Annotated in this window: 24 protein-coding genes; 11 read left to right on the top strand and 13 right to left on the bottom strand. The window is 66.1% G+C overall.

Annotated features, from left to right (window positions below):
• From B841_RS01830 to B841_RS01795, 8 genes are read left to right on the top strand one after another with little or no spacing between them, the layout of a single operon-like run.
• A complete protein-coding gene (locus tag B841_RS01830; RefSeq protein WP_020933777.1) occupies positions 1-1,380 on the top strand; it encodes an HNH endonuclease signature motif containing protein in 1,380 nt (459 codons plus the stop codon).
• Between the two features lie 8 nt (positions 1,381-1,388).
• Complete coding sequence (rfbB, locus tag B841_RS01825) at positions 1,389-2,384, top strand: dTDP-glucose 4,6-dehydratase (RefSeq protein WP_020933776.1); 996 nt, start codon at positions 1,389-1,391, stop codon at positions 2,382-2,384.
• The gene (gene rfbD / locus B841_RS01820) at positions 2,384-3,685 is read left to right on the top strand and encodes a dTDP-4-dehydrorhamnose reductase (protein WP_020933775.1); all 1,302 of its coding nucleotides are present in this window, start codon (positions 2,384-2,386) and stop codon (positions 3,683-3,685) included. The genes rfbB and rfbD overlap by 1 nt, the downstream gene beginning before the upstream one ends.
• Positions 3,682-4,530: a glucose-1-phosphate thymidylyltransferase RfbA gene (gene rfbA / locus B841_RS01815; RefSeq protein WP_020933774.1), complete on the top strand. Its 849-nt coding sequence runs from the start codon at positions 3,682-3,684 to the stop codon at positions 4,528-4,530. The genes rfbD and rfbA overlap by 4 nt, the downstream gene beginning before the upstream one ends.
• 19 nt (positions 4,531-4,549) lie before the next feature.
• Entirely contained in the window at positions 4,550-5,362 is an 813-nt protein-coding gene (locus B841_RS01810; RefSeq protein ID WP_020933773.1) for a glycosyltransferase, read from the top strand.
• Positions 5,363-5,381: 19 nt separating this feature from the next.
• Complete coding sequence (locus tag B841_RS01805; RefSeq protein ID WP_020933772.1) at positions 5,382-6,071, top strand: glycosyltransferase family 2 protein; 690 nt, start codon at positions 5,382-5,384, stop codon at positions 6,069-6,071.
• Positions 6,068-6,418 carry a DUF2304 domain-containing protein gene (locus B841_RS01800; protein ID WP_020933771.1) on the top strand — a complete coding sequence of 117 codons (351 nt, stop codon included), beginning with the start codon at positions 6,068-6,070 and terminating at the stop codon, positions 6,416-6,418. Before B841_RS01805 ends, B841_RS01800 begins: the two co-directional genes overlap by 4 nt.
• Positions 6,411-7,097, top strand: coding sequence for a DsbA family protein (locus B841_RS01795; protein ID WP_020933770.1), 687 nt, complete (start codon positions 6,411-6,413; stop codon positions 7,095-7,097). The genes B841_RS01800 and B841_RS01795 overlap by 8 nt, the downstream gene beginning before the upstream one ends.
• On the opposite strand, the gene B841_RS01790 is transcribed toward B841_RS01795, so the two are convergent.
• Positions 7,094-8,011 (bottom strand): NAD-dependent epimerase/dehydratase family protein, encoded by a 918-nt coding sequence (locus B841_RS01790; protein WP_020933769.1) that lies wholly within the window; start codon positions 8,009-8,011, stop codon positions 7,094-7,096. The two genes, B841_RS01795 and B841_RS01790, sit on opposite strands and share 4 nt — an antisense overlap.
• A gap of 33 nt (positions 8,012-8,044) precedes the next feature.
• Between B841_RS01790 and purU the strand changes: the two genes are divergently transcribed.
• The gene (gene purU / locus B841_RS01785) at positions 8,045-8,899 is read left to right on the top strand and encodes a formyltetrahydrofolate deformylase (protein ID WP_020933768.1); all 855 of its coding nucleotides are present in this window, start codon (positions 8,045-8,047) and stop codon (positions 8,897-8,899) included.
• On the opposite strand, the gene B841_RS01780 is transcribed toward purU, so the two are convergent.
• The 6 genes from B841_RS01780 to B841_RS01755 form a co-directional block, all read right to left on the bottom strand.
• Positions 8,896-9,498 carry an Ltp family lipoprotein gene (locus B841_RS01780; RefSeq protein WP_020933767.1) on the bottom strand — a complete coding sequence of 201 codons (603 nt, stop codon included), beginning with the start codon at positions 9,496-9,498 and terminating at the stop codon, positions 8,896-8,898. The two genes, purU and B841_RS01780, sit on opposite strands and share 4 nt — an antisense overlap.
• A 131-nt stretch (positions 9,499-9,629) precedes the next feature.
• On the bottom strand, positions 9,630-10,388 hold the full coding sequence (phnE, locus tag B841_RS01775) for a phosphonate ABC transporter, permease protein PhnE (protein ID WP_020933766.1): 759 nt from the start codon (positions 10,386-10,388) through the stop codon (positions 9,630-9,632).
• The gene (locus B841_RS01770; protein ID WP_020933765.1) at positions 10,381-11,100 is read right to left on the bottom strand and encodes a phosphonate ABC transporter ATP-binding protein; all 720 of its coding nucleotides are present in this window, start codon (positions 11,098-11,100) and stop codon (positions 10,381-10,383) included. The genes phnE and B841_RS01770 overlap by 8 nt, the downstream gene beginning before the upstream one ends.
• A 6-nt stretch (positions 11,101-11,106) precedes the next feature.
• On the bottom strand, positions 11,107-11,991 hold the full coding sequence (gene phnD, locus B841_RS01765) for a phosphate/phosphite/phosphonate ABC transporter substrate-binding protein (RefSeq protein WP_020933764.1): 885 nt from the start codon (positions 11,989-11,991) through the stop codon (positions 11,107-11,109).
• A 116-nt stretch (positions 11,992-12,107) separates the two neighbouring features.
• A complete protein-coding gene (locus B841_RS01760; RefSeq protein WP_020933763.1) occupies positions 12,108-12,740 on the bottom strand; it encodes an MBL fold metallo-hydrolase in 633 nt (210 codons plus the stop codon).
• Positions 12,733-13,833, bottom strand: coding sequence for an S-(hydroxymethyl)mycothiol dehydrogenase (locus B841_RS01755; protein ID WP_020933762.1), 1,101 nt, complete (start codon positions 13,831-13,833; stop codon positions 12,733-12,735). The genes B841_RS01760 and B841_RS01755 overlap by 8 nt, the downstream gene beginning before the upstream one ends.
• 106 nt (positions 13,834-13,939) lie before the next feature.
• Between B841_RS01755 and B841_RS01750 the strand changes: the two genes are divergently transcribed.
• The gene (locus B841_RS01750; RefSeq protein ID WP_156844658.1) at positions 13,940-14,578 is read left to right on the top strand and encodes an 8-oxoguanine DNA glycosylase OGG fold protein; all 639 of its coding nucleotides are present in this window, start codon (positions 13,940-13,942) and stop codon (positions 14,576-14,578) included.
• Between the two features lie 8 nt (positions 14,579-14,586).
• Here the strand turns inward: B841_RS01750 and B841_RS01745 are convergent, their stop codons facing one another.
• The 5 genes from B841_RS01745 to B841_RS01725 form a co-directional block, all read right to left on the bottom strand.
• Positions 14,587-16,353 carry a DUF2075 domain-containing protein gene (locus B841_RS01745; protein WP_041631692.1) on the bottom strand — a complete coding sequence of 589 codons (1,767 nt, stop codon included), beginning with the start codon at positions 16,351-16,353 and terminating at the stop codon, positions 14,587-14,589.
• On the bottom strand, positions 16,340-16,660 hold the full coding sequence (locus tag B841_RS01740) for a nucleotide pyrophosphohydrolase (protein ID WP_020933759.1): 321 nt from the start codon (positions 16,658-16,660) through the stop codon (positions 16,340-16,342). Before B841_RS01740 ends, B841_RS01745 begins: the two co-directional genes overlap by 14 nt.
• 112 nt (positions 16,661-16,772) lie before the next feature.
• Entirely contained in the window at positions 16,773-17,543 is a 771-nt protein-coding gene (locus B841_RS01735) for an SGNH/GDSL hydrolase family protein (protein ID WP_020933758.1), read from the bottom strand.
• Positions 17,544-17,592: 49 nt separating this feature from the next.
• The gene (locus tag B841_RS01730) at positions 17,593-19,593 is read right to left on the bottom strand and encodes a glycoside hydrolase family 3 protein (protein WP_020933757.1); all 2,001 of its coding nucleotides are present in this window, start codon (positions 19,591-19,593) and stop codon (positions 17,593-17,595) included.
• 52 nt (positions 19,594-19,645) lie between these two features.
• A complete protein-coding gene (locus B841_RS01725) occupies positions 19,646-20,503 on the bottom strand; it encodes a GDSL-type esterase/lipase family protein (protein WP_020933756.1) in 858 nt (285 codons plus the stop codon).
• Positions 20,504-20,696: 193 nt separating this feature from the next.
• Between B841_RS01725 and B841_RS01720 the strand changes: the two genes are divergently transcribed.
• On the top strand, positions 20,697-22,331 hold the full coding sequence (locus B841_RS01720) for an AMP-binding protein (RefSeq protein ID WP_020933755.1): 1,635 nt from the start codon (positions 20,697-20,699) through the stop codon (positions 22,329-22,331).
• 6 nt (positions 22,332-22,337) lie between these two features.
• Here the strand turns inward: B841_RS01720 and B841_RS01715 are convergent, their stop codons facing one another.
• Positions 22,338-23,930, bottom strand: coding sequence for a hypothetical protein (locus B841_RS01715; RefSeq protein ID WP_156844656.1), 1,593 nt, complete (start codon positions 23,928-23,930; stop codon positions 22,338-22,340).
• Positions 23,931-23,969: the final 39 nt, after the last annotated feature.

The following is a 23,969-nucleotide window of genomic DNA, read 5'->3' as shown; positions in this document are numbered from 1 at the left end:
ATGATCGAAGAGAAATTCGCCGCCGCCGTGAGCCAGGTCAACACCGCCATGGCGGAATTGGCCGGGCTCATGACCGATCCCGACGCCCTGCCCTTTCCTGTCATTCGCCCGCATCTGGAACGCCTGGAAGACAGCTCCGCGGACAAAGCCGCCGTGGACGCCGCGTTCAGCTGGTGCGCCGAACTGCACGAGGCCGGACGCATCGTCGGCTCCTCGCGCACCGAGGACTACCTGGTGGGCAAGCTCGACCTATCCCGCACGGAAGCACGTTCCCGGCTGCGGCAGGCCCGGGCACTTTATGCTCCGCCACCTCCCCCGCCCCCGCCAGACGACACCGATCCTGACGCCGATCGCGCCGCCCAGGCCCGGCGCGCCGAGCGGGAAGCCGCCGCCCAGCGAGACGCACGCCAGCAAAAGGCGTCCGCCGCAAAGCGTGCGGTCATCGATCAGGAGCTGGAGAAGATTTCGCCCCATGCCCAACCCGGGCGCACGGAAATCTTGGCCCAGGCTCTGGCGGAGGCTGCGTCCCGCAGCGTGGAGGATCTGCGCGCCTGGGTGCGTGAGCAGGTTCGCCGCGCCAATGCGGCCGCACGGTTGCCGAACGGGAAGAAAGACCACCTCGCCCCGTACCGGAAGCGTTCGGTGAGCTTCTCTGCGCCGGACCCCGACGGCGGGGTGCGGTTTCACGGGTATCTGCCCGCCGAGCAGGCCGCGGTGGTCAAGGCGGCGTTGGATCCGATGCTCAACCGCGTGGAAGAAAAAGATGGCGTCCATCTCCGCCAGCGGCGGGCGGATCTGCTGGTCCAGCGGTGCGCCGCCGGCGGGGACAAGGGCCGCTACGGCTCCGGTTCTGTGGTCGTGTCCATGACGGTGGACGACATCAAGAACATGACTCCGCACTCGCTGTTTCCCACCAACACCGGCGACCTGCTGGACCCCTTCGCTTTGGTGCGCCTGGGCGCCGCGCAATTCGACTTCTTTGCCGTCCATGACGAGCAGGGGCGGGTCATCGATGTGGGCAGGGGCAGTCGCACCGCGAACTTTTATCAGCGCATCGCGTTGTTCGCCCAAGAGCTGGTGTGCACGCACCCGGGCTGCGACCGGCCGTTGAACGATTGTCAGGTGCACCACCTCACGCCCTGGGGTCAGGACGGCGCAACGGATCTGGATAATCTGGCGCTGCTGTGTTGGGGACATCATCGGGACAATTGTGATTCCCGCGACGGGCGCGGTGGTTTCGGGCACGCCGCGCGGGACCCGGAATCCGGGCGGTCCGGATTCCAGGCGGCGGGTTGCCCGGACATCGAGTTCAACGACACCATGGCCCAACAGCGCTCCGCCGGGGCGAAGATCCGGGGACGGCGGTCCCGGGACGTATAGTTGCAGCCATGAATCATGTGCTGGTCACCGGCGGGGCCGGTTTCATCGGCGCCAATTTCGTGCGCCTGGTATCTGCTCAGCGACCCGACTGGACGGTCACCGTCTTGGACAAGCTGACCTACGCCGGGCGCCGCGACAACCTCGCCGGCCTCGACGCCCGGCTGGTCGTCGGCGATATCTGCGACGCCGAACTCGTCGACGAGCTCGTGCGCGAGGCCGACGCCGTGGTGCATTTCGCCGCCGAGTCCCACAACGACAACTCCCTGCGCGATCCCTCGCCTTTTCTGCAAACCAACGTCCTGGGCACCTTCACCCTGCTGGAGGCAGTGCGCCGGCACGACAAGAGGCTGCACCACATCTCCACCGACGAGGTCTACGGGGATCTATCGCTCGATGATCCGGCGCGCTTTACGGAGACCACTGCCTATAACCCGTCGAGCCCGTATTCGGCGACCAAGGCCGGCTCCGATCACCTGGTGCGCGCATGGGCGCGTTCCTTCGGGGTGCGCGCGACGATCTCGACGTGCTCGAACAATTACGGCCCGTACCAGCACGTCGAAAAGTTCATTCCGCGGCAGATCACCAACGTCCTGGCAGGGTTAACGCCGAAGCTCTACGGCACCGGCGAGCAGGTGCGCGACTGGATCCACGTCGACGACCACAACGAGGCGGTGCTGTTGATCCTGGAGCAGGGGCGCATCGGCGAGACGTATGTCATCGGCGCGGACAACGACCACGTCAACAACAAGCGGGTCATCGAGTTGATCTGCGAGCTGATGGGCGCGGGCGATTACGAGCACGTGGCCGACCGTCCGGGCCATGATCAGCGTTACGCGATGGACTCGACGAAGCTGCGTGAAGAACTGGGCTGGGTGCCGAAGTACACCGATACCGACATGCGCGCCGGCCTGGAGCAGACCATCGCTTGGTACCGGGACAATGAAGCGTGGTGGCGGCCGGTCAAGGACGCCACGGAGCGAGCCTATGCCGAAAGGGGCCAGTAATGATCGACGGACTGCAGGTCATCGACTTGAAGGTGCACGAGGATGCGCGCGGCTGGTTCAAGGAGAACTGGAACAACGCCGCGTTTTCGTTTCGCCCCGTGCAGCAGAACGTGTCCATGAACACCGAGCGCGGCACCACCCGCGGGTTGCATGCGGAGCCGTGGGACAAGATCGTCTCCGTGGCTTCTGGTCGCGTCTTTGGCGCGTGGTGCGACCTGCGGGAGGGTTCGGCCACGTTCGGTGAGACCTTCACCCAGGAGATCGGCCCCGGCACCGCGGTATTCGTACCGCGCGGGGTGGCCAACGGTTTCCAGGCGTTGGAGGACGACACCGCGTACGTCTACCTGGTCAACGACCACTGGTCACCGGAGGCACAGTACGCGAACGTGACCTACCGGATGATCGACTGGCCGCTGGAGCCGGTCAACCTCTCCGAGAAGGACCTGGCCCACCCCGAACTGGCGGAGGTCACGCCCGTCCAGCCGCGCAAGGTCCTGGTCACCGGGGCGAACGGCCAGCTGGGGCGTGCCTTGCGGAAGGTGCTGCCGGACGCGGAGTTCTGCGCGCGCGAAGACTTCGATATCACGGATCCGCCGCAGCGTAAGTGGCGGCAGTACTCGGCGATCATCAACGCGGCGGCCTACAACGCCGTCGATAAGGCGGAGACCGACCGGGCCGCTGCCTGGGCCGTCAACGCCGAGGGCCCGGCGAAGCTCGCGCGCATCGCCGCCGAGCACGACCTGACGCTGGTGCACGTGTCCACCGACTACGTCTTCGACGGGGCGAAGGAGACCTACACCGAGGACGATCCCGTGGCCCCGCTGTCGCTGTACGGGGCGTCGAAGGCCGCCGGCGACACGGCCGCGGCGACCGCCCCCAAGCACTACGTCGTGCGCACCGCCTGGGTGGTCGGCGACGGCAGCAACTTCATTTCCACGATGCGCTCGCTGGCCGAGCGCGACATCGAGCCGAAGGTCGTGCACGACCAAGTCGGGCGCATCACCATGGCCGACGACCTGGCTGGGGCCATCGCGCACCTGCTGTCCACCAAAGCCGACTACGGGATCTACAACGTCACCGGCACCGGCGACGCCGTCGGCCGCGACGAGATCGCCATGTCCACCTTCATCGGCTTAGGCCACGACCCCGCGGAGGTTCACCCGGTCAGCACCGTCGAGTACCACGGCGACGAACCCCATGCGGTGCGCCCGCGACGCAGCGTGCTGGACACCGCCAAGATCGAGGCCACCGGGTTCACCCCCATGAACTGGCGCGTCGGCCTGGCGCTGTATTTGGCATGAGGGGCATTATTTTAGCCGGCGGCTCTGGCACCCGGCTGTACCCGATCACCATGGCGATCTCGAAGCAGCTGATGCCGATCTACGACAAGCCGATGATCTACTACCCGCTGACCACACTCATCCGGGCGGGTATCCGGGAAATCCTCATTATCACCACCCCGGAGGATCAGGACGCGTTCAAGCGCCTGCTCGGCGACGGCTCCCAGCTCGGGCTGATGATCGACTACGCCGTGCAGCCGCGCCCAGAGGGCCTGGCGCAGTCTTTCCTCATCGGCGAGGACTTCATCGACGACGACGACGTGGCACTGGTGCTCGGCGACAACATCTTCGACGGCCACGGGTTCACCACTGCCCTGGGCACCTGTCGCGACCCGCAGGGCGGGATCGTGTTCGCCTACGAGGTCTCCGACCCGGAGCGCTACGGCGTCGTGGAGTTCGACGGCGACAAGGCGATCTCCATCGAGGAAAAACCCGCCGCGCCGAAGTCGGATTACGCGGTGGTGGGCCTGTACTTCTACGACAACCGGGTCGTCGACATCGCCAAGTCCATCAGCCCCAGCGCCCGCGGGGAACTGGAGATCACCAGCGTCAACGAGGCCTACCTGCAGATGGGTGAGCTCAGCGTGCGCCGCCTGCACCGCGGCGACGTGTGGCTGGACACCGGCACCGTCGACTCTATGAGCGAGGCCTCCTCCTACGTGGAGGTGCTGCAAAAACGCACCGGGCAGGTCATCGGTTCCCCGGAGGTCGCCGCCTACGAGGCGGGGTTCATCGACGCCTCGCAACTCGAAAGACTCGCCGAACCGCTCCTGAAATCCGGGTACGGCCGTTACCTGCTGGGGTGAGGGCCTAAACTACACAGCTATGCCGAGCCTGTCTGCCCTGATGACCGTCTACCATCGCATCGATCCCGCCGAACTCGCCGCGGCGCTGCAATCCCTGACCGCGCAAACCCGCCCCGCGGACGAGGTCGTCATCGTGGAGGACGGCCCGATCGGCGACCCGCTGCGCGAGATCATCGACGCCTTCGTCGCGGCGACGGACGACGCCCGCGTGGTGCGGCTGCCCGAGAACCTCGGCTCCGGGCCCGCCTCCCAGGCAGGGTTGGAGACGATTCTCTCGGACTTCACCGCCCGCCTCGACGCGGACGACGTCGCCCACCCGGAGCGCTTCGCCACGCAGCTGGCCTATGTCGAAGCCCATCCCGAGACCGACGTGCTGGGCACCGCCGTGGCGGAATTCGAGCACTCCCCCGGCGACGGGCAGAAGGTGCGCGCGCTGCCGGAAACCCACGAGGAGATCGCGACGTACGCGCTGATCAACTCCCCGATCAACAACCCCTCGGTGATGCTGCGCACCGAGCGGGCGGACCGAGTCGGCGGCTACAGAGACGTCCCCCACATGGAGGACTATGATCTGTACGCCCGCCTGCTCGCCGACGGCGCGCGGTTCCACAACCTGCCGGAGCCGCTGACGTATTTCCGGACGTCGACAAGCCAGTTTGAGCGCCGCACCAAAGGCATGTTCGCCGCCGAGCGCCAGATGCAGCGCAACCTGGTCTCCTACGGGCTCATCAGCCGGCCACGAGCGGTGTTTAACCTGGTGGCACGCACGGCGTACCGTCTCCTGCCCACCGGGCTGCTGACCCGTGTGTATGGCGCACTGTTCCATAAGTAAAGGGGCTAGGATCCATACCATGCACTTTCAGGACACATGGCTCGTCGTACCGTGCTACAACGAGGCGACCGTCATCCGGGACGTCCTGGCCAACGCGCGACAGACCTTCCCCAACATCGTCGCCGTCAACGACGGCTCCGCCGACGACTCGGCCGCCGAAATCCACGCCGCCGGAGCGCACCTGGTCGATCACCCGGTGAACCTCGGCCAAGGCGCGTCTTTGCAGACCGGCGTCGAATACGCCCGCGCCCAGCCCGGCGCGCAGTACTTCGTCACCTTCGACGCCGACGGCCAGCACCAGGTCAAGGACGTCGTGGCCATGGTGCAGCGGCTGCGCACGGAGCCGGTGGACATCATCGTGGGCACCCGCTTCGGGGAGAAACGCGAGAATTCGCAGGTGCCGTGGATCAAGCGGGTGGTGCTGCAGACCGTCGTCAAGCTGTCCCCGACCAGCCGCAAGCTGGGGCTGACGGACGCGCACAACGGGTTGCGGGCCTTCAACAAGAAGGTCGCCGACGAGATGGACATCCGCATGAACGGCATGAGCCACGCCTCGGAGATCGTGAACAAGATCGCGGAGAACGACTGGCGCGTGTCCGAGCAGCCGGTCGACATCCTGTACACCGAATACTCGATGAGCAAGGGGCAGTCGCTGATCAACGGCGTCAACATCCTTGCCGACGGCATCGTGGCGAGGAGACTCAAGTGACCACCGTTTTCCAGATCATTCTGCTCGTCGCCGCCCTGGTGTTGGTGGCGTATTTCCTGACGAACCGGCGCAAGGCGCAGGCCAAAGCCGGCGTGAAGATCGGGTTCGTGGTTCTGGCGTTCGCCGCGGTCTGGGCGATCCTGCGACCCGACGACTTAACCGTGGTCGCCAACTGGCTGGGCGTGGACCGTGGCACCGACCTCATGCTCTACGGCCTGGTCGTGGCCTTCGTGTTCACCACCTTGTCCACGTGGGTGCGGTTCCGCGAGCAGGAGCTGCGGTACGCGCGCCTGGCACGCGCGGTGGCGTTGCAGAACGCGGTGAAACCGGAGGAGTCTCTTGGTTAAGATTCCCGGCGTCGTGTGGGTCATGATGGCGGTCGTGGCCGTCCTGAGCTTTCTCATCGGTGTTCTGGTGGGCGGGCAGACGGCGGGTGAGCCGAGCGCTGCGCCGCGCACCGCGCCTGCTGTATCCACTGCTCCGGCCGCACCCGCCGCGCCGAGTTCCGTGCACCGCCGGGAGGAAGGCGACGCGATGGCCCTCGGCGAGGTCGACGCGCCCGTGGTCATCGCCGCGTTCAGTGATCTGGGTTGCCCGTATTGTGCGCAGTGGGCCACTGAGACGCTGCCACAGCTGGTGGATTACGTGGAAGACGGGACCGTGCGCATCGAGTGGCACGACTTCCCCGTCACCGGGCCGAGCGCCGTCGAGGCGGCCAAAGCGGGACGTGCGGCCGCGGAGCAGGACAGGTTCTTCGAGTTCGTCGACGCGCTGTATGCCTCCGGCGAAGAGTTGAGCGCCGAGAACTTCCTGGCCTGGGCCGAGCAAGCCGGCGTGCCGGATCTGACCCAGTTCGAGGCCGACAGCGCCGGGTACGACGCCGAGATCACCCAGGCCCGCGAACTCGGTGCAGCCCTCGAGATCACCGGCACCCCAGCGTTTGTCGTCGGCGAGGAGTCCCTCAGCGGGGCGCAGCCCGTCGAGGCCTTCGAGGCCCTGATCGAGCAGCAGGCAGCGCGAGTTTAACCCCGGAAGTAGTCCACGGTGCGGGCCACGCCCTCGGCGATCGGCACCTGCGGCTCCCAGCCCAGAACCTCCCGGGCCCGGTCATACGACAGCGCACTGCGCGGCAGATCCCCCAACCGGGCAGGCGCGTACTCCGGGGCGTCAACGGCACCGGCGGCCTGGGCCACCAAGGTGTGCAGCTCACGGTCGGTGGTCTCCACCGACGTGCCCACGTTGAACCGCAGTCCACCGCCCAGCTGGCCGGCCGCCAGATAAAACGCGCGCACCACGTCGCCGACGTAGACGTAGTCGCGGGTGTTCTCGCCTTCGCCGAAGACCTTGGTCGGCTTACCGTCGAGGAGGTTCTGCGCGAAGATCGCCACCACCCCGGCCTCCCCGTGCGGATCCTGGCGCGGACCGTAGACGTTCGCCGGGGCGATGTGCGAGCACTCCAACCCGTACAAGTGGCGGAAAGTGTTCAGATACACCTCGCCGGCGTACTTGCTGGCCGCATACGGCGAATACGGATCCACGGGCACGGACTCGTCGACGGGCAAGTTCTCCGGCTCACCGTAGATCGCCCCGCCGGAGGTGGTGTGCACGATCTTGCGCACCCCGGTCTTCCGCGCGGCGTCCGCGATGCGGATCACCGATAAGATGTTGGTCTGCGCGTCATGCAGCGGATCCTCGACAGACGCTCGCACGTCGATCTGCGCGGCGAGGTTGAACACCACCTCGGGCTCATGCTCGGCGAAGACCTCCTCGAAGTCCACCTCCAGCACGTCCGCCTCGAGGAAAGTGTGCTCGGCGGTAAGGTTGCTGCGCTTGCCGTGGGAAAGGTTGTCCAGCACCGTGACCTGGTGGCCTTCCGCGACGAGGAGATCGACCAGATGGGATCCGATGAACCCGGCGCCGCCGGTGACGAGAGTACGCATGCCCGGATTCTAACAACCGCTAGTATCTATCGAATGACCCAGCGCCATTACGTACTCACTGTCATTTGCCCCGACCGCACCGGCATCGTGGCCGAACTCTCCGGTTTCTTCGCGGACCGGGGCGGTTGGGTCGACGAGGCGGACTTCTTCACCGACGACGCCTCCGGAAAATTCTTCGCCCGCCTGTCCATCCGCGCCGGCGACCTGGACTTCGAGCAGATCCGCGCGGAGTTCGCGGAGTTCGCCCCCGACACCGCCGACTGGAAACTCTGGGACACCGCCCACCGCCGCAAGGCCGTGATCCTGGTGACCAAGGAAGGCCACTGCCTCCACGACCTGCTGGGCCGGGTCGGCCAGCGCGACTACCCGATGGACGTGGCGTGCGTGATCGGCAACCACGAGGACCTGCGCCCCATGGCGGAAGCCCACGGACTGGCGTACCACTACGTGCCGTTCCCGAAGGACGCCGTCGGCAAGCGTAAGGCCTTCGACGAGGTGGCGGAGATCGTCGACGACCACGACCCGGACGCGATCGTGCTGGCGAAATTCATGCAGATCCTGCCGCCCGACCTGTGCGAGAAGTGGGCCGGCAAGGCCATCAACATCCACCACAGCTTCCTGCCGTCGTTCATGGGAGCGCGCCCCTACAACCAGGCCTACACGCGCGGCGTGAAGCTGATCGGCGCGACCTGCCACTTCGCCACGACCGACCTTGACGACGGCCCCATCATCGAGCAGGACGTCATCCGCGTGACCCACAAGGACTCACCGGAGGACCTCAAGCGCATCGGCCGCGACGCGGAGACGACCGTGCTGGCGCGCGGCCTGCGGTGGCATCTGGAGGACAGGGTGCTGGTCTACGGCAACCGCACGGTCATCTTCAACTAGTAGGCGTTGTCGACGCCGTACTGCGCCTGCTCCGGGGTAAAGCCCTCGTAGACCAGCTGATCGTACAAGCCGGACGGGGAGAAGGACGTGAAGTCGAGGTAGTTCTCCGCAGACTTCACGGCCTGCTCATTCCAGTCCGCGCCGACGTTGTCGACTGCATACTGGGCGGCTTCGGGCGAGTACTCCTCAAACAGCAGCTGATCGTAGAGCCCGGTCTGGGAAAACGCGGTGAAGCTGAGGTAGTTGTCCGCGGAGCGCAGCGCGTTCTGGTGCTCCCGCGGCACATCCTGCTCAGCGGGTGCCTCTTCCTCGGCCGGCTGCTCCTCGGGGCTTTCTTCGGCGGTCGTCTCTTCCACAGTCGTCTCTTCGACGATCGCTTCTTCCGTGGTGGTCTCTTCCACGGTAGTTTCCTCGGTGGTCGCCGACGTGGTGGTGGCGTCGGTGCCGTCGCTCTCTCCGCACGCCGTGAGCGTGAGAGCAGCGGCAGCGACGGAGGCAGTGATGATCTTTTTCAGGTGCATGGCGGTTTTCTTTCGTAGGTCAGTGTCGGGGAAATCAGTGCTGATGCTGAGAGAAGCGAACGCGTCGATCGTGCGCATGCTCCTTGCCTACTCAGAAACAGGACATGCCCCCATTGTCAGCGAAGTGAGAGGAAACGGCTAGGTTTACTTCAGCTGGGGGTAATCTGGCGAACAAAATTGTCACAGTAAGGACAGCGGTACATGGCCCCTCAACTGACCCGCCGCCGGATGACCGCGCTGACCTGATCGATGAGGGTTACCAGCACGATGATGCAGATGATCATCGCGCTCAGGTGGCCGTATTCATAGCGGTTCATGGCCGTGGTCAGTTCCAGGCCGATGCCGCCGGCGCCGACCAGCCCCAGGATCGTGGCGCCGCGGACGTTGCTCTCGAAGATCAGCAGGGTGTAGCCGATGAGCATGGGCGACGCCTGCGGGAGGATCGCGTACTGGATGATCTGCCGCTTTGAGGCGCCCACCGCCGTCAGCGCGGTGATCGGGCCGTCGTCCACGGCTTCCATGGCTTCGGCGAAGATCTTGCCGACGGAGCCGATCGAGCCCACCGCCATGGCCAGCACCCCGGCGAACGGGCCCAGCCCCACCGCGGAGACGAACATCAGCGCAAGCAGCAGGTCTGGCACGGAGCACAGGATGTTCATGATCCATCGGCAGGGGTAGTACACCCACCGCGGGGCGATGTTGGCGGCGGCGCCGAAGGCGATGAGCAGCGCGAGCAGGGCGCCGAGCGCGGTGCCGACGATCGCCATCTGCAGGGTCTCCACGAGCAGCTGCATGATCAGGGGGAATTGCGAGAAATCCGGCGGGAACAGCCGGCCGAGGAACTCGCCGATGTTGGCGGCGCCCGCACCGAGCTGCGCGAAGTTGAACTCCGCGCCGTCGGCGGCCCAAAGAAAGACGACGGCCAGGATGACGCTGCCCGCGAGCCGGGCGCGAAAAACGTCAGTCATCGCCGCCCCACATGGACGCCAGCAGGGTGGTGTGGAGGTTTACGGCGTCGTCGTCAAGCACGATCTTCCCGTCGCGCAGCCCGATGACCCTGTCCTGCTCCAGCGCCAGGGCCGGATCGTGCAGGCTGATCAGCACCGGGACGTCCTCGATGCCGCGGAGCAAGTCGATGACGGCCCGGCTCGTGGCCGGATCCAAGGAGGCCGTCGGCTCATCGGCGAGGATGACCTCCGGGTCCTGCATCAGCGCCCGGGCGATCGCCACGCGCTGCTGCTGGCCGCCGGATAAGGTGCGGGCCTGGGCATGGGCCTTGTCCGCGACGCCCACCCGCTCGAGAAGTTCCTGGGCGCGTTTACGGTCCGCGGGGCGGAACCCGCCCACCAGATTCACCGGCCCCGCGCGATGCGCAGCCCCCAGCAACACGTTGGTCAGCACCGGCAGCCGCCCGATCAGGTGAAACTGCTGGAAGACGTGGCCCACCCGGGAACGCAGCTCCCGCAGCTGGCGGGCCGTGGCCTCACCGACGTCGACCCCGCCCACGTGCACCGTGCCGAAGGTGATCGGCGAGAAACCCGTCAGGGTCTTTAGCAGGGTGGACTTGCCGGCGCCGGAGGGACCCAGCAGGGCGGTGGTCCCCGAACGCAGGTCGAGGTTCACGCCGTCGAGGATCAGCGCGTCGTCGTAGCGGACGGACAAGTCTCGGACGGTGATCATCAGCGTTTACTTCAGGTCGGAGATGTCGACGCCCGCGACCTCGGCGACGTCGACCAGCGTCTGGAAATGCTCCCGCCCGGGTTCGATGAGCGGATCGACGCCCGCGGGAATGGAGCTGCCGGTGCTGCCCAGCTGGTCGTGGTTGTCGTCGGCGAAGACCTCCGGCAGTGCCGCCAGCAGGGTCTCGCGCTTCTGCTGGCTCATGTGCTGGCTGCCGATCACGGCGACGGACACCGGCTGCGCGGGGCTCTCCCCGATCACGCGGGTCTCGCCTTTGTCGAAGGGAAAGTAGAACGAGCCCTCGCCGGCCTTGTCGACGAACTCGGCGGCCGTGCAGGAGACGTCCGCGTCCCCGCTCTTCAAGGCGAGCTGGCTGCGGTCATGCCCGCCGGAGAACAAGACCTGGTAGTCCTCGCCCTGGGTCAACCCCGCCTGATCCAGCGCGTAGACGGGCATGAAGTAACCGGAGCTCGACGCCGGGTCCGCGAAAGCGACGGTGTGCTCAGGCGTGATGTCTTCCAGGGATCGCAACGGGGAATCCTGCAGCACGATGCACCGCGACGCCGGTCCTTCGCGCCCCGGCCAGGAGAGCAGGGCGTCGACTTCACCGGTGTTGACGGCCATGGCGGAAGGAAAACCGCTCATCACCGCGAAGTCCTCGTGCCCGGCCCGCACGGATTCGATGACCGCGGAGTAGGTCGGGGCGTCGATGACGGAGACCTCCTGGCCGGTCTCATCGGCCAGCAGCTCGGCGATGGCCTGGCCCGGGGCTTCCTCGGCGGGGTCGTCGGTGACGGGCAAGGTGGCGAAACGGATGGTCTCGTCGTCGGCGGCGGAGCACCCGGTGAGAAGGAGAGCGGCCCCTACCGCAGCGATCGTGCGTAGCTGCACAGAAACCTCTTTCTGACGGAAATACTTCCCTGATTCTAAGTGGTGGGGCGCATAATCGCCGTATGAACGACAAAACGCCCCGGCCACTGTGGCCGGGGCGCTCGGTCAGAGCGGGGTCAGTAACCGCGCTTGATCCACTCCTCCAGGTGCGGGGCTTCCGCACCGACGGTGGTGTGGTCGCCGTGGCCGGTGCGCACGACGGTCTCCGCCGGCAGCTCCAGCACCGACGTCTTCAGCGACTCGATGATCGTGTCGAAGGACGCGAACGAGCGGTCGCCGGTAGCCCCCGGGCCGCCCTGGAACAGGGTGTCGCCGGAGAAGAGCTCGTTGGCCTCGGGCACGTAGAAGCACACCGAGCCGGGCGAGTGGCCCGGGGTGTTCAGCACGCGCATCTCGGCGCCGGCGATCTCGAGGACCTGCTGGTCCTTGAGCTCCTCCGGAGCGCCGGAGTGGGTCATCTCCCACAGCATCTGGTCGCCCGGGTGCATGTGAATCGGGGCGTCGAACTTCTCCGACAGCTCCGGGGCCACGGTCACGTGGTCGTTGTGGCCGTGGGTGAGCAGGATGCCCTTGACCTTGCGGTCGCCGACAGCCTCGATGATCGGGGCCGAATCGTGGGCCGCGTCAATGACGTAGACCTCGGAGTCGTCGCCGACGACCCAGATGTTGTTGTCCACGTCCCACTCCCCGCCGTCGAGGGCGAAGGTTCCGGACGTGACGATGTGATCGATACGAAGATTGTTACTCATCAAAAATCACCACCGAACGCAGCACGTCGCCGCGCTTCATAGTTTCGAAGGCCTCTTCGACGTCCTCCAAGCCGATGCGCTCGGAGACGAACTTGTCCAGCGGGAACTGGCCGTTTTCGAAGAGCTGGGTATACGCCGGGAAGTCGCGCTCCGGCAGGCAGTCGCCGTACCAGGCCGGCTTCAGGGAGCCGCCGCGCGAGTAGAAGTCGATCGTCGGGATCTCGATCTGGTCGGTCTGGTTCGGCACGCCGACCATGACCATGCGACCGGCGTGGTCGCGGGAGTAGAAGGCCTGGCGCCAGGTCGGCATGATGCCGACGGCGTCGATGGTCACGTCCGGGCCGAAGCCGTCGGTCAGCTCGCGGACCTTGTCGATGACCTGCTGCTCGTCCATCCCCTTGGAGGTGATGGTGTGGGTCGCGCCGAATTCCTTGGCGTGCTCGGTCTTGCGCTCGTCCAGGTCGACGGCGATGATCTTCGCCGCGCCCGCCAGCTTCGCGCCGGAGATCGCGGACATGCCGACCCCGCCCAGGCCGAAGACGGCGACGGATTCGCCGATCTGGATGTCGCCGGTGTTCACGGCGGCGCCCAGGCCAGCCATGATGCCGCAGCCCAGCAGTCCGACGGCGGCCGGGTCGGCCTCCGGGTTGACCTTGGTGCACTGGCCTTCGTGGACCAGCGTCTTCTCGGCGAAGGAGCCGATGCCCAGCGCGGCGGTCAGCTCGGTGCCGTCGGCAAGCGTCATCGGCTTGGACGCGTTGTGGGTGTCAAAGCAGTTTTTGGTGTCACCCTTGCGGCAGGCGCGGCACTCGCCGCACACGGCACGCCAGTTCAACACGACGAAGTCGCCGACCTCGACGTGGGTGACGTCCTCGCCGATCTGCTCGACGACGCCCGCGGACTCGTGGCCCAGCAGGAAGGGGTATTCGTCGTTGATGTCGCCGTCACGATACGACAGGTCAGTGTGGCAGACGCCGGTGGACTGAATCTTGACGACGACGTCATTCGCACCCGGATCCGGGATGACGATGTCGGTCAGCTCTACCTCTGCGCCCTTGGTGCGGGCGATGACGCCCTTAACCGTAGTGCTCAAATGATCCTCCTTTGAATCAATACGTACTCATAATCAATTCTACCGATTTTTCACAAACGTGCTTGCGGCTGTGCGTCGCCGACGGCTTTGCCCCACAATCGAGGGCATGAATGATGATCTGACATTGCCCGAGTCCCTGTCCGACTGGCTTGCCGACGCCGACGAGTCCACCGTCGTCGACCACACCGCCTCCGTCGACGTCGCCGGAATGGAGAAGCTGCTGAAGACTCGTGGCCTGCGCGCCGACTTCCTCGGTGAGGAGGTGTCCCGGGGGCAGCTTTTCGCACTCGCCGCCGAGGCGCCGTTTTCCGCCGACGCCGCCCTGAACCTGCTGTGGAACACGCTGGCCTGGCAGTCCGACCCGGCGGAGCTGAAAGACGCCGTCAACGCCATCGACCCGGGCCAGCACTCCTCCGCCCTGATGGAAGCGGCGACACTCGCCGGGATCGATCCGACCGGAGCCTTCCGGGCACTCAACTCCGGCAAGCGGGCGCTCCCGGGCCTGCGTCCGGAGGCGTTCACCGCCTACCTCTACTTCGCCGGCGGCGGGAATCCCGAGCACCCCTCGCTGATCTTCACCGACGCGATCGCGGCCCAGCTGGAGCGGTTCGACTGGGAGTTTGAGTCCGATCGCGCAGGTGACTACGCCCGGTACTGCGGCCTGGTCCGCGTTTGGGCGGAGGAGGCCGGCGTCGAGCGCCGCGACCTCGTCGAACTGGGGCTGGCCAGTCTTTCTGGGTCGTAACCTCCCACTCACCCCAACACTGGGAAGAACTGTCGCATGTACTTCCGGAGCTCGGGGTTCACGACGTGGATGAACGTGCCCCGGATTCCCCGCGTCATGAGCACGACATAGATGTTGGTGATGTACTCCAACAACATCTCGTCGGTGGTGGGACGGTTGCGCATCTTGTTGTTCTGTTTGCCGGGCTGGTCGAAGTAATTTGCCCGGTCAATGCAGAGCCTTTGCGCGACGGGGTCGTACTTGAGATCCTCACCGATGATGACCCCGGCGTAGTTGAGGTCGTAGCCTTGGATCGTATGAATGGACCCCGCTTCATTGATGGATTCTTTCGATCCGACCCAATCGAGCAGCTTGGTGTTCCACTGAAGACGCACACCTTCCCCCAGATCGATGTCGTAGGCGGACGCATCTTTTTTACTCGCCCACCTCCAGGCATAGCCGGCGACGATACGAGACAGGCCATGTTCCTCTTCCCGCTCTCGGATCAGCCGTACGAGAGTGTCGGGGGAATTCACTAACCCGACCTCATACTCTCCGAATTCCTGTTGGTGAGCAGGCGGAGACGGCGACAAGACGTCATGAACGTATTGGATATAGTCGTTGCCTCCCAGGCTCCGCATCTGGGTGTAGAGGCGGTACTTCCTCGGCTCTTTCCCTCCCCCGCCCATCAATAGCTCCTGATATTCCTCGGCAGGAAGATCAGCGGGACGCACCGTTTGCTTCCGATCCAGCATGAGAATCACCTGCCGGGACTTCGCGCGCAACCAATCGAGCTGCGACGCATCGGGCTTTTCCCCGCCGAAAAGCTTTTCGTTGATCTCATGGAATTTACTGTTGCGCACTCCCGAAGCCTGCGATGCAAGCTGATTTAACCGGTGAGCTTCATCGACGATGATGAGGTCGAAAGTGTCAGGGTCGTCTGCGACGTCCCATTGGTCGATCACCATGTTTTTGCTCAGGCCAGGAGTCTTGTCGAAGACGTTCTGGATGGATTTCCGTAGCGACTGCTGGGGGACGACGAGCGCGATTTTCAACCCTTGGAAGACCTCCCGGCTGCCCGGCAAAAAGAACTCGGAGAACACCGTGTCCATGTCTACTTCACCGTCTGCTTCACCGACGTCGCGGCCGTCGCCGATGTCGGTGATCAGTTTCATGAGGTAAATGGCCACGACGGTTTTCCCGGTGCCAGGGTCTCCCTCCACAAACACGAGGTTCCCTAGCTCTGTGTCCTCGGCGAGGTCTTCGACCAAGCCATCCATGATGTCGACTGCCGCGGCGGCTTGATCCTCGTTGAGGGATTTGAACGGGGAAAGCTTGAAGAGGGCCGAATTAGTGATCTGCGGGATGGTTCGCTGAAAAACACCGGCCTCGCGCAACTCTTCGAAGATGTCGTCGAAGGTCTTCCGGTATTTGGCACGGTTGTAATATTCCGGATCTGCTACCCCGATATTTCGGTTTAAAACGTTGTTGGACCCGTCCCCCGCCGCGTACTTGATCAACTGTGATTCCAAGTCGAGGCACACGGACTTGTTGAAAGTCTCGTCCAGAACCACGCGCACCGTCTTCAGCTTTTCCCGCTTTTCGTCATTCTGGATATGTTGACGCATGCGGGAGGAAAAACTGTGGGTTTCGCCGAGATAGATGTTTCCCCGACCCTTTTCCCCCGGACCGTTGAGAACGTAGACCACCGGCCAGTTATTCAGCATCGGCTGGTCCCGCGATTCGGGAAGGCGGTCCGAGGCAAAGTCAAATTCTTCGAGCTTAAAGCTTGTCATATTTTTCCGATCTTCCGAAGGCCTTGTCAACGGGGTATTTGTCACCGGTGACGGTGAGCTTTTCCAAGATGATTTCCTCTGGGTCGACGCCTATCCGGTCAGCGAGAAAATAGCAGTACGTCAACACGTCTGCCAGCTCGAGCTTTACGTTCTCTTGATCTGGGACATTGTCCCATTGGAAACACTCGAGCAACTCCCCTGCCTCAATGCTGATGCTCTTCGCAAGATTGCCTGGGCTATGAAATTGCCCCCAGTCTCTGTCTCGCGCGAACTCACGTAACTGCCGCATAACGTCGTCACTGGACATAGGAGCCAATTTTATGGGGCAAGCTTTAAAATAAGAATCTCTTCCCTGCATCAGGGGTGAGTTACGATGCTGCGGCCCAGCCTGTGCAAAAGACCTCGGAAACCGACCCGTCTCAGCTGCGCGCGATGACCTCGGCGACGTGCCGGTGCCCGTGGGCGTTGAGGTGGAAAGGCAGGTTCGTCGGGCCGTCGTCGATGATGGCGGACCAGTGGCGCAGCTCGTCGGGGGCGCACATGTGCCGGCCCCGGGTCGATTCCTTGAGGTCAACGAACTCCACGCCGGTCGCTGCCGCCAGCTCCGCCTGCATGTGCTGTGCCTGGCGCTCCCAGTGCGCGACGGCCGGGGCATGCACCCGCACCACCCGGTCGGTGTTGACCACGCAGATGTCGTCGCCGTCGGTGATGGTGGGATACCCCACGATCTGGACACGAGCGTTGGGGGCGGCGTCGTGGATGCGCTCGATCTGCGGGATCATCGCGGCCACGAAGTTGTCGGGCGTCCCGCCTTGGTAAAGGTCGTTGAATCCGACGGTGATGAGCACGCGGGCGGTGTCCCCGTCCAGCGCTGCGGAGGTCAGGGCGCGGTCGACCTGTTGGGAGAAGTCCCGGTTAGCCAGCAGGGACACCACGCTCGGAGAGGTGGCGCCGGAGCAGGAGAAATCCTGCGCCTGTAGGCCCAGCCCCTCAGCTGTGCGCACCCCGTAGTTGTCCCCGGAGGTGGGGCAGTCGGTGTGGCCGGAGGAGCCGAGCTCGCTGGCCACATAGTCGCGCAGGGGTGGGTCGGCGGGCACGGAATCGCCGAAGAGAACCAGCGTCCTGGCGTGCGCGGGCGCAGGGATAGCGAGAAGAAGCGCCGCCAACACCACGGCGAGAAGACGAGTCATAAGATCTCATCTTCGCCGGGGCCAGGCAGCCCGCGCCAATCGGGCGTCGCTAGTAGCGCAACCCGTGTCCGTAGGAGTAGGCCACCCCGTCGCGGTCAAGGTAGACGTAGTCCTCGCCGCAGAACTTGCCGGGCACGTCGCGTGGGGAATCCGCGATGGCCTGCGCGGAGCGTGGCACGGTCAGCGGCAGCGTGCCCTGCGGGCCGCCGTCCTCGCCCGCCAGGGAGCGCAGAAGGTTCTCCGGGGTGATCTCGAAGGTGGCGACCACCGCCGCGGCGCCTGGTTCGATCTCGGCGAGCAGCCACGGGTTGGTCATGTTGACGGCCAGCAGGGTGGGTACGGTCTTCTCGATCTCGACGACGCGCTCGACGTCGACGCCGTTGTCGCCCGGGTCGACGGACAGGGCCACGCCCTCGCGGTCGTCTTCGAACAGCGCGATCTCCGGGCGCGCCCAGACGATCGCCAGGTCGGCTTCCTCTGGGGCGTCCACCAGCGTGGCGCCGAACTTCTCGACGGCCGCCGCCAGCTTTTCCTGCACCGAGTCGATCTGGGTGCGGCCGGTGGCATAGGCGTAGATCTTCGTGTTCGGGCGCAGCGGCAGGATCTCGCCGGTGCGCAGCAGGGTGACGGACTGTCGCTGGGCCTTGGCGCCCAGCGCGGAGATCTCCTCGGCGCCGATGATCTCGGCGGCGGCGTCTTCGTCGACGTAGGGGTTATCGAAGAGCCCCAGCTCGAAAAGTTCGGTCAGCAGGCGGGTGCAGGCGCGGTCGAGGTCGGCGTCGGCGAGCAGGCCTTGTTCGTAGGCCTTGTTCAGCTCGGTGGGATCGGCCATGTCGGAGAAAATGTCCGTGCCCGCCTTGACGGCCGCGGCGAAGCGCTCGGGTTTGCTCAGCTCCTCCACGCCCCAGGGCATGGCGTCGATGATGCCGGAGTCGGAGTTGACGTAACCGGCATGCCCCATCTGCTCGCGCAGGATGGTGGCCAAGAAGATGGGGTCGTAGGCGAAGGCGACCTCGGCGAACTGCCGGCCCGGCCCGGCCCACTGCTCGGCGGGCAGCTGGGTGGCGGAGCTGTTCACCGGCTTGGCGTAGTACGGCATGATCGAGGAGGCGCCGGCGTCGACGGCCGCCTGGAAGGGCGGCAGGTGATACGTCGCCAGGGCATCCTCGGTGGGGTATTCGTTGGTCTGGCCCCACTCGAAGTGCGGGTCGTGGCCGTCGAGGCGCACGCCGCCGCCCGGGAAGTGCTTGATGGTGGTGGCCACGGAGGCGTCGGAAAGCTTCTCTCCCTGCATGCCGCGGACCACGGCCGCCGTGTAGTCGCTGGCCAGCCCAGGGTCTTCGCCGAAGGTGCCGTTGAAGCGCGACCAGCGCGGTTCGGAGGCGACGTCGGCCATGTAGCCGTAGAGCTTGTGGATGCCGCCGGCGCGCCATTCCTTCGCGATCTCCGCGCCGAAGGTCTCCATCAGCTCGGCGTCGTCGAGTGCGGCCAGGCCGAGTTCGTTCGGCCATTCGGAGAACACGCCGGCGGATTCATTGACGCCGAACTGGGCGACCAACGCCACGTGGTTGCGCGGGTTGGAGGCGAAGCTGACGGGGATGCCCAGCCGGGAGTTCTCGGCGACCTCCTGCACCGCGTTGGTCCAGACCGCCAGCTCCTTCGGGGCCAGGTTGTCACGGCAGATGAGGAAGCGCTGGTGGCGCAGGTTGATGGCGTTGTCCGTGGACGAGGTCACCAGCACCGGCTCCGGGTAGGGCTGGGAGGTGATCGGGTTGGCGTCGCGCCAGACGTCCTCGGGGTTGAGCAGCTCGTCGCTCGGGTTCGGCAGGAAGCCGGAGTAGCCGGGGTGGTGCGAGCCGATGACCATGAGCCCCGCCTTTTCCTGCGGGGTCATGCGTCCCACGAGGTCGGCGGCGCGCTCGCCCGCCGGCAGGCGCCAGTCCTCGTAGGGGGTCAGCTTCCCGTCGCCGTCGAGGTCGCGGAACTGCAGTCCGTCGTGGTCGATGATGCGTTTGCTGCGGGATCCCAGTGTCGGTTGCCGGGTGGTCATGATCGCCCCTTAAGAGTGTGGTTTTCCCCAGCTTAACCGCGGCGCCCGGCTTTTAGCTGTGTGCGATCACGTGCGCGACGTGGGCGTGGCCGCGGTCGTTGACGTGGAAGGGCAGGTTGCCCGGTCCGCCGTAGAAGTCCACGAGTCCGGCCCACATGCGCTTGTCGTCGGGGGCGCACATGTGGTTGTCGGAGGTGGAGGGTTTCAGGTCCAGGAACTCGACGTTGGTGGCGTTTGCCAGAGCGATCTGCATGTCCTGGGCCTGCCACTGCCACTGGTTGACCTGGGGCACGTAGGTGCGGTCGGAGACGTTCGGGCCGACGCGGAAGAGGCAGATGTGGTCGCCGGCGGTGATCGACGGGTAGCCGACGATCTGGATGCGGGCGTTGGGGGCGGCCTGCTTGATGCGCTCGACCTGCGGGGCCATCGCGCCGACGAAGGACTGGATGATCTGACCGTTAGACATCTGGACGTTGTTGTAGGTGTCGTTGAAGCCGGTGGAGATGACCACGCGCTGGGTGGCGTCGGTCAGGCCGCCGGTGCGGATGGCGGTGTCGACCTGGGTGGAGAACTGCGGGCCCGGGGACATGGAGACGGCCCCGGAGCAGGAGTAGTCCCAGGCGGGCATGCCGAGCCGCTCGGCGGCGCCGCGGCCCCAGTTGTGTCCTTGCGGGCAGCCTTCGGCGGGGTTGCCGGAGGAGCCGCGGGAGGACTGGCCGTTGGCGATGTTGCTGGACAGTCCCCCGGCCAGATACTCGGGGACGGTGGGGTTGGCGATGACGGAGTCGCCGAAGACCACCAGGTTGCGCTCTTGCGCCTCGGCGACGCCGGTGGGCAGCGCCAGGGCGGCGGCAGCGGTCACCACGGCGGCGACGAGGACGAGGAGGCGGCGTGACACTGCCTGGATCATGAATTCTCCTGAGGAATATGTTGTGGCGGGGCTGACAACCAGACTAGCCCCACTAGCCACACCTGTAACATCTTTCCCTGACAATACGACTTATCGTAGGCAGAAACAAAGAAAGCGCGGCCCGGCCACTAGGGTGACCACTGCCCCTATATCTCCGCCGAGCGCTTCCCCGTTACCACCCAAGGAGAACTCCATGTCCGTGCGCACTGTCCTGAACGACATCGCCTTCAACGCGAAAGCCCTCGGGAAGTTCGTGCCCGCCGTCCTAGAATCCGGCATCGTCGACCCGGCCACCGGCGTGGGACCCGTGGTCAAGCTGCCCGCCGTCCTCGGCCGCTACTGGTTCACCCTGGCCCGCGAGGTCGAACAGGCCGCGATCACCTGCCCGGACCGCCTGGCGCTGATCGACGACGACGGCGCCCTGACCTACCGGCAGTTCCAAAACGACTCGAAGCTCATCGCCCGCCACCTGCTGTCCCTGGGTCTCGACGAGATCCGTCTCGGCGTCATGGCGCGCAACGGCCGCGGCATCCTGCTGCCCATGGCCGCCAAAGGCTACGCCGGCGCCACGATCTTCCTGCTCAACGTCGGCTCCTCCCCCGAGCAGCTCGCCGGGGTGATCGAGGAAAACGACATCAACGTGCTCGTCATCGACGACGAGTTCATCGACCGCGCCCCCGAGGGCCCGCACACCATCATCGCCCACCAGTCGCGCCCGACCGAGCGGCTGACCCTGACCGACGTCGTCTCCCGCCCGGAAAAGCTCGCCGGGGTCCGCCTGCCCGTCTTTCCCAAGCACGGCGCCATCGTGCTCATGAGCTCCGGCACCACCGGCATCCCCAAGGGCGTGGTGCGCCCCGAGCCGAAGCTGCCCTTCGTGCTGGCCGGCGTGCTGGACAAGATCCCCCTCAAGGCCGACATGCGCGTGCAGATGACCGCCTCCATGTTCCACACCTGGGGTTGGTCGCTGACCAACATCTGTTTCGCCGCCCGCCACACCGTGGTCACCCAGCGCGTCTTCGACCCGGAGAACTGCTTCGTCCAGATCGAGAAGTACCGCCTGCACGCCATGATCTCCTCGCCGATCTTCCTCAAGCAGATGCTGCAGATCGAAGACAACGAGAAGTACGACACCTCCTCGCTGGAGATCATCGCCTCCTCCGGCAATGCCCTGACCCCCGCGATGGTCGAGGCCGTCACCGAGCGCTTCGGCCCCATCATGGGCAACATCTACGGCTCCACCGAGCTGACCCTGGCGGCCAGCGCCTCCGCGGAGCAGATCAGCGCCGAACCGACCCTCGCCGGCGACGTCTCGGTGGGCACGCGGCTGAAGATCCTGGACAAAAACGGAGACGAGGTGCCCACCGGCGCCGTCGGGCGCATCTACCTGAAAAACTCCACCTCCCTGACCGGCTACACCAACCCGGACATCCCGGTGAAGCGCGTCGGCGAGCTCGTGGAGATGGGCGACCTCGGCTACCTGGACGAGCACCACCGGTTGCACGTGCTGGGGCGCATCGACGACATGATCATCGTCGGCGGCGAAAACGTCTACCCCGGCAGCGTGATGGACGTGCTCGAGCCGATGCCCGGCGTGGCCGACCTCCACGCCGCCGGCGTCGACGACCCGGAGACCTTCGAGCGCATCGCCGTGTGGATCGTGCGCAGCGACGACGCCGACGGCCGCGCGCTGACGGAAGACGCCGTGCGCGAGTGGGTGCTGGAGAAACTCGCCGACCACTCCGTCCCGCGCGACGTGCACTTCGTCGACGAGCTGCCGCGTAACGTCACGGGCAAGGTCGTGCCGCGCCTGCTGCCGGGCGTCTAACCCCAGCTAGCGCGCCGGGGCGAGCACGCCCACTTCGCTGCGGCCCAGGCACACCTCGCCGTCGACGCGCAGCTCCTGCCCGCCGCCGGTCAGCGCGACGTGGACCTGGTGCAGCCCGGCCTCCACCGGCACGGTGACCGCCTCGCCGTCGAGGGCCACCGCGATCTCGCCGTCGTCCTCGGCGAAGTAGTTCAGGCGCAGCACCCAGTCGCGCTCCATGAGCGGCCCATCCAGCGCGAACGCCCCCGGCCCACACTCGGCCCCGGTGGCCCGCATCGGGTACAGCTCCGCGTCGACGAGAGTGCCGAAACCGTCGACCAGCGCCGGGGCGGTCGTCGAGTCACTGATCTGCGGCGGTCCGAGCAGCGTCGACAACCGGTTATAAGGATGCGCCACCGGCAGCAGTACCTCCAGCGGCACCGCCTGATCCAGGATCGGCTCCTCCCGTCCCTCTAACCCGGCGCGCAGGGCGGTGAAATACTCGCGGGCGGGCTGCTCGGCCCAGGACTGCGCGTAGGTCGCCGTGCTGAACAGGCTGGAAGCGGCCAGCACCACCCCGAGCACCGGCGTCCAGCGCGGCGGGCGCGGGTTCTGTGCGGCCAGGACCCCGGCCGTCAACGCCATGAGGACGGCGACTTCCGCGAAGTGCCGCAAGGTTTGGGTGATCTCGGGGGCGGTGTCCGGCCCGGAGCGCGCCACCGCCAGCGCCAGGAAAGGCAGCAGCGGGTAGGCGAGCACGAGCAGGGGCGCGGCGTGGCGGCGCCAGATCGACCAGCCGAGCAGCACCACCGCGGCGAGCACCCCGAGCACGATCGCCGCGCCGGGAGGGGTGGCGAACGGCGGCCCGGGGTGCCAGCGTTCCCAGTCCCAGGGGCCGCCGACCAGGGTCGGCAGGAAGGCCTGCAGGTAACCGTGGACGAGCAGTCCCCCGCCCCCTGAGACCCACGGGTCACCCACGGCCATCAGGTAGGCGATCGCCCACCCCGCGGCCGGAACCACCAGCGCGACGGTCAGCCGCAGCCAGCGGGTCGCCGGCCCCCAGGCCAGCAGCAGGAGGAGAGTAAACGGCGCCAGGAAGATCACGCGCTCGCTGAAGAACCCGGCGGCCAGCACGGCGACGGCGGCGATGACGGCGTCCCGCACCCGCCCGTGGCGCAGGTAGAGCCACCCGTGGGCCAGCCACACCGCGCACGCCGCGTGCAGCGGCAGCGAGTTCACCGCGGCCGCCAGCCAGGTGGTCACCGGTAGCGTCACCGGCACCAGGACATAGATTCCGGTGACCCACCAGGCCTGGCGCGGGCAGATCCGCCACGCCGCGTACGCCACCGCGCCCGCGGCCAGCAGCTGACCGGTAGCCAAGGCCGTGAGCGCGGCGGGCCAGTTCAGGCCGTCGACAAGCGTGGCGAACAGCCAGATCAGCAGCCAGGACCCCGGCATCAGGTGCCCGTCGTGCGGGCGCCACACCAACTCCGCCAGCGGGGTGTCCCGCGCCTGCGCCAGCAGGATCAGATCGTCCCAATAGAACCAGCCCTGCGCCGCGACGACGACGCGCACCGCCAGGAGGGCGACCACGATGGCCGGTTGCCACATCTGTCTCATGGCGACCAAGTCTAGGGCGCTGCGGCCGCGCACTTTCCT

The sequence above is a fragment of the Corynebacterium maris DSM 45190 genome (assembly GCF_000442645.1).
GTDB lineage: Bacteria > Actinomycetota > Actinomycetes > Mycobacteriales > Mycobacteriaceae > Corynebacterium > Corynebacterium maris.
The sequence above is the reverse complement of the archived record's forward strand: the minus strand, read 5'-3'. Positions and strand labels throughout refer to the sequence as shown.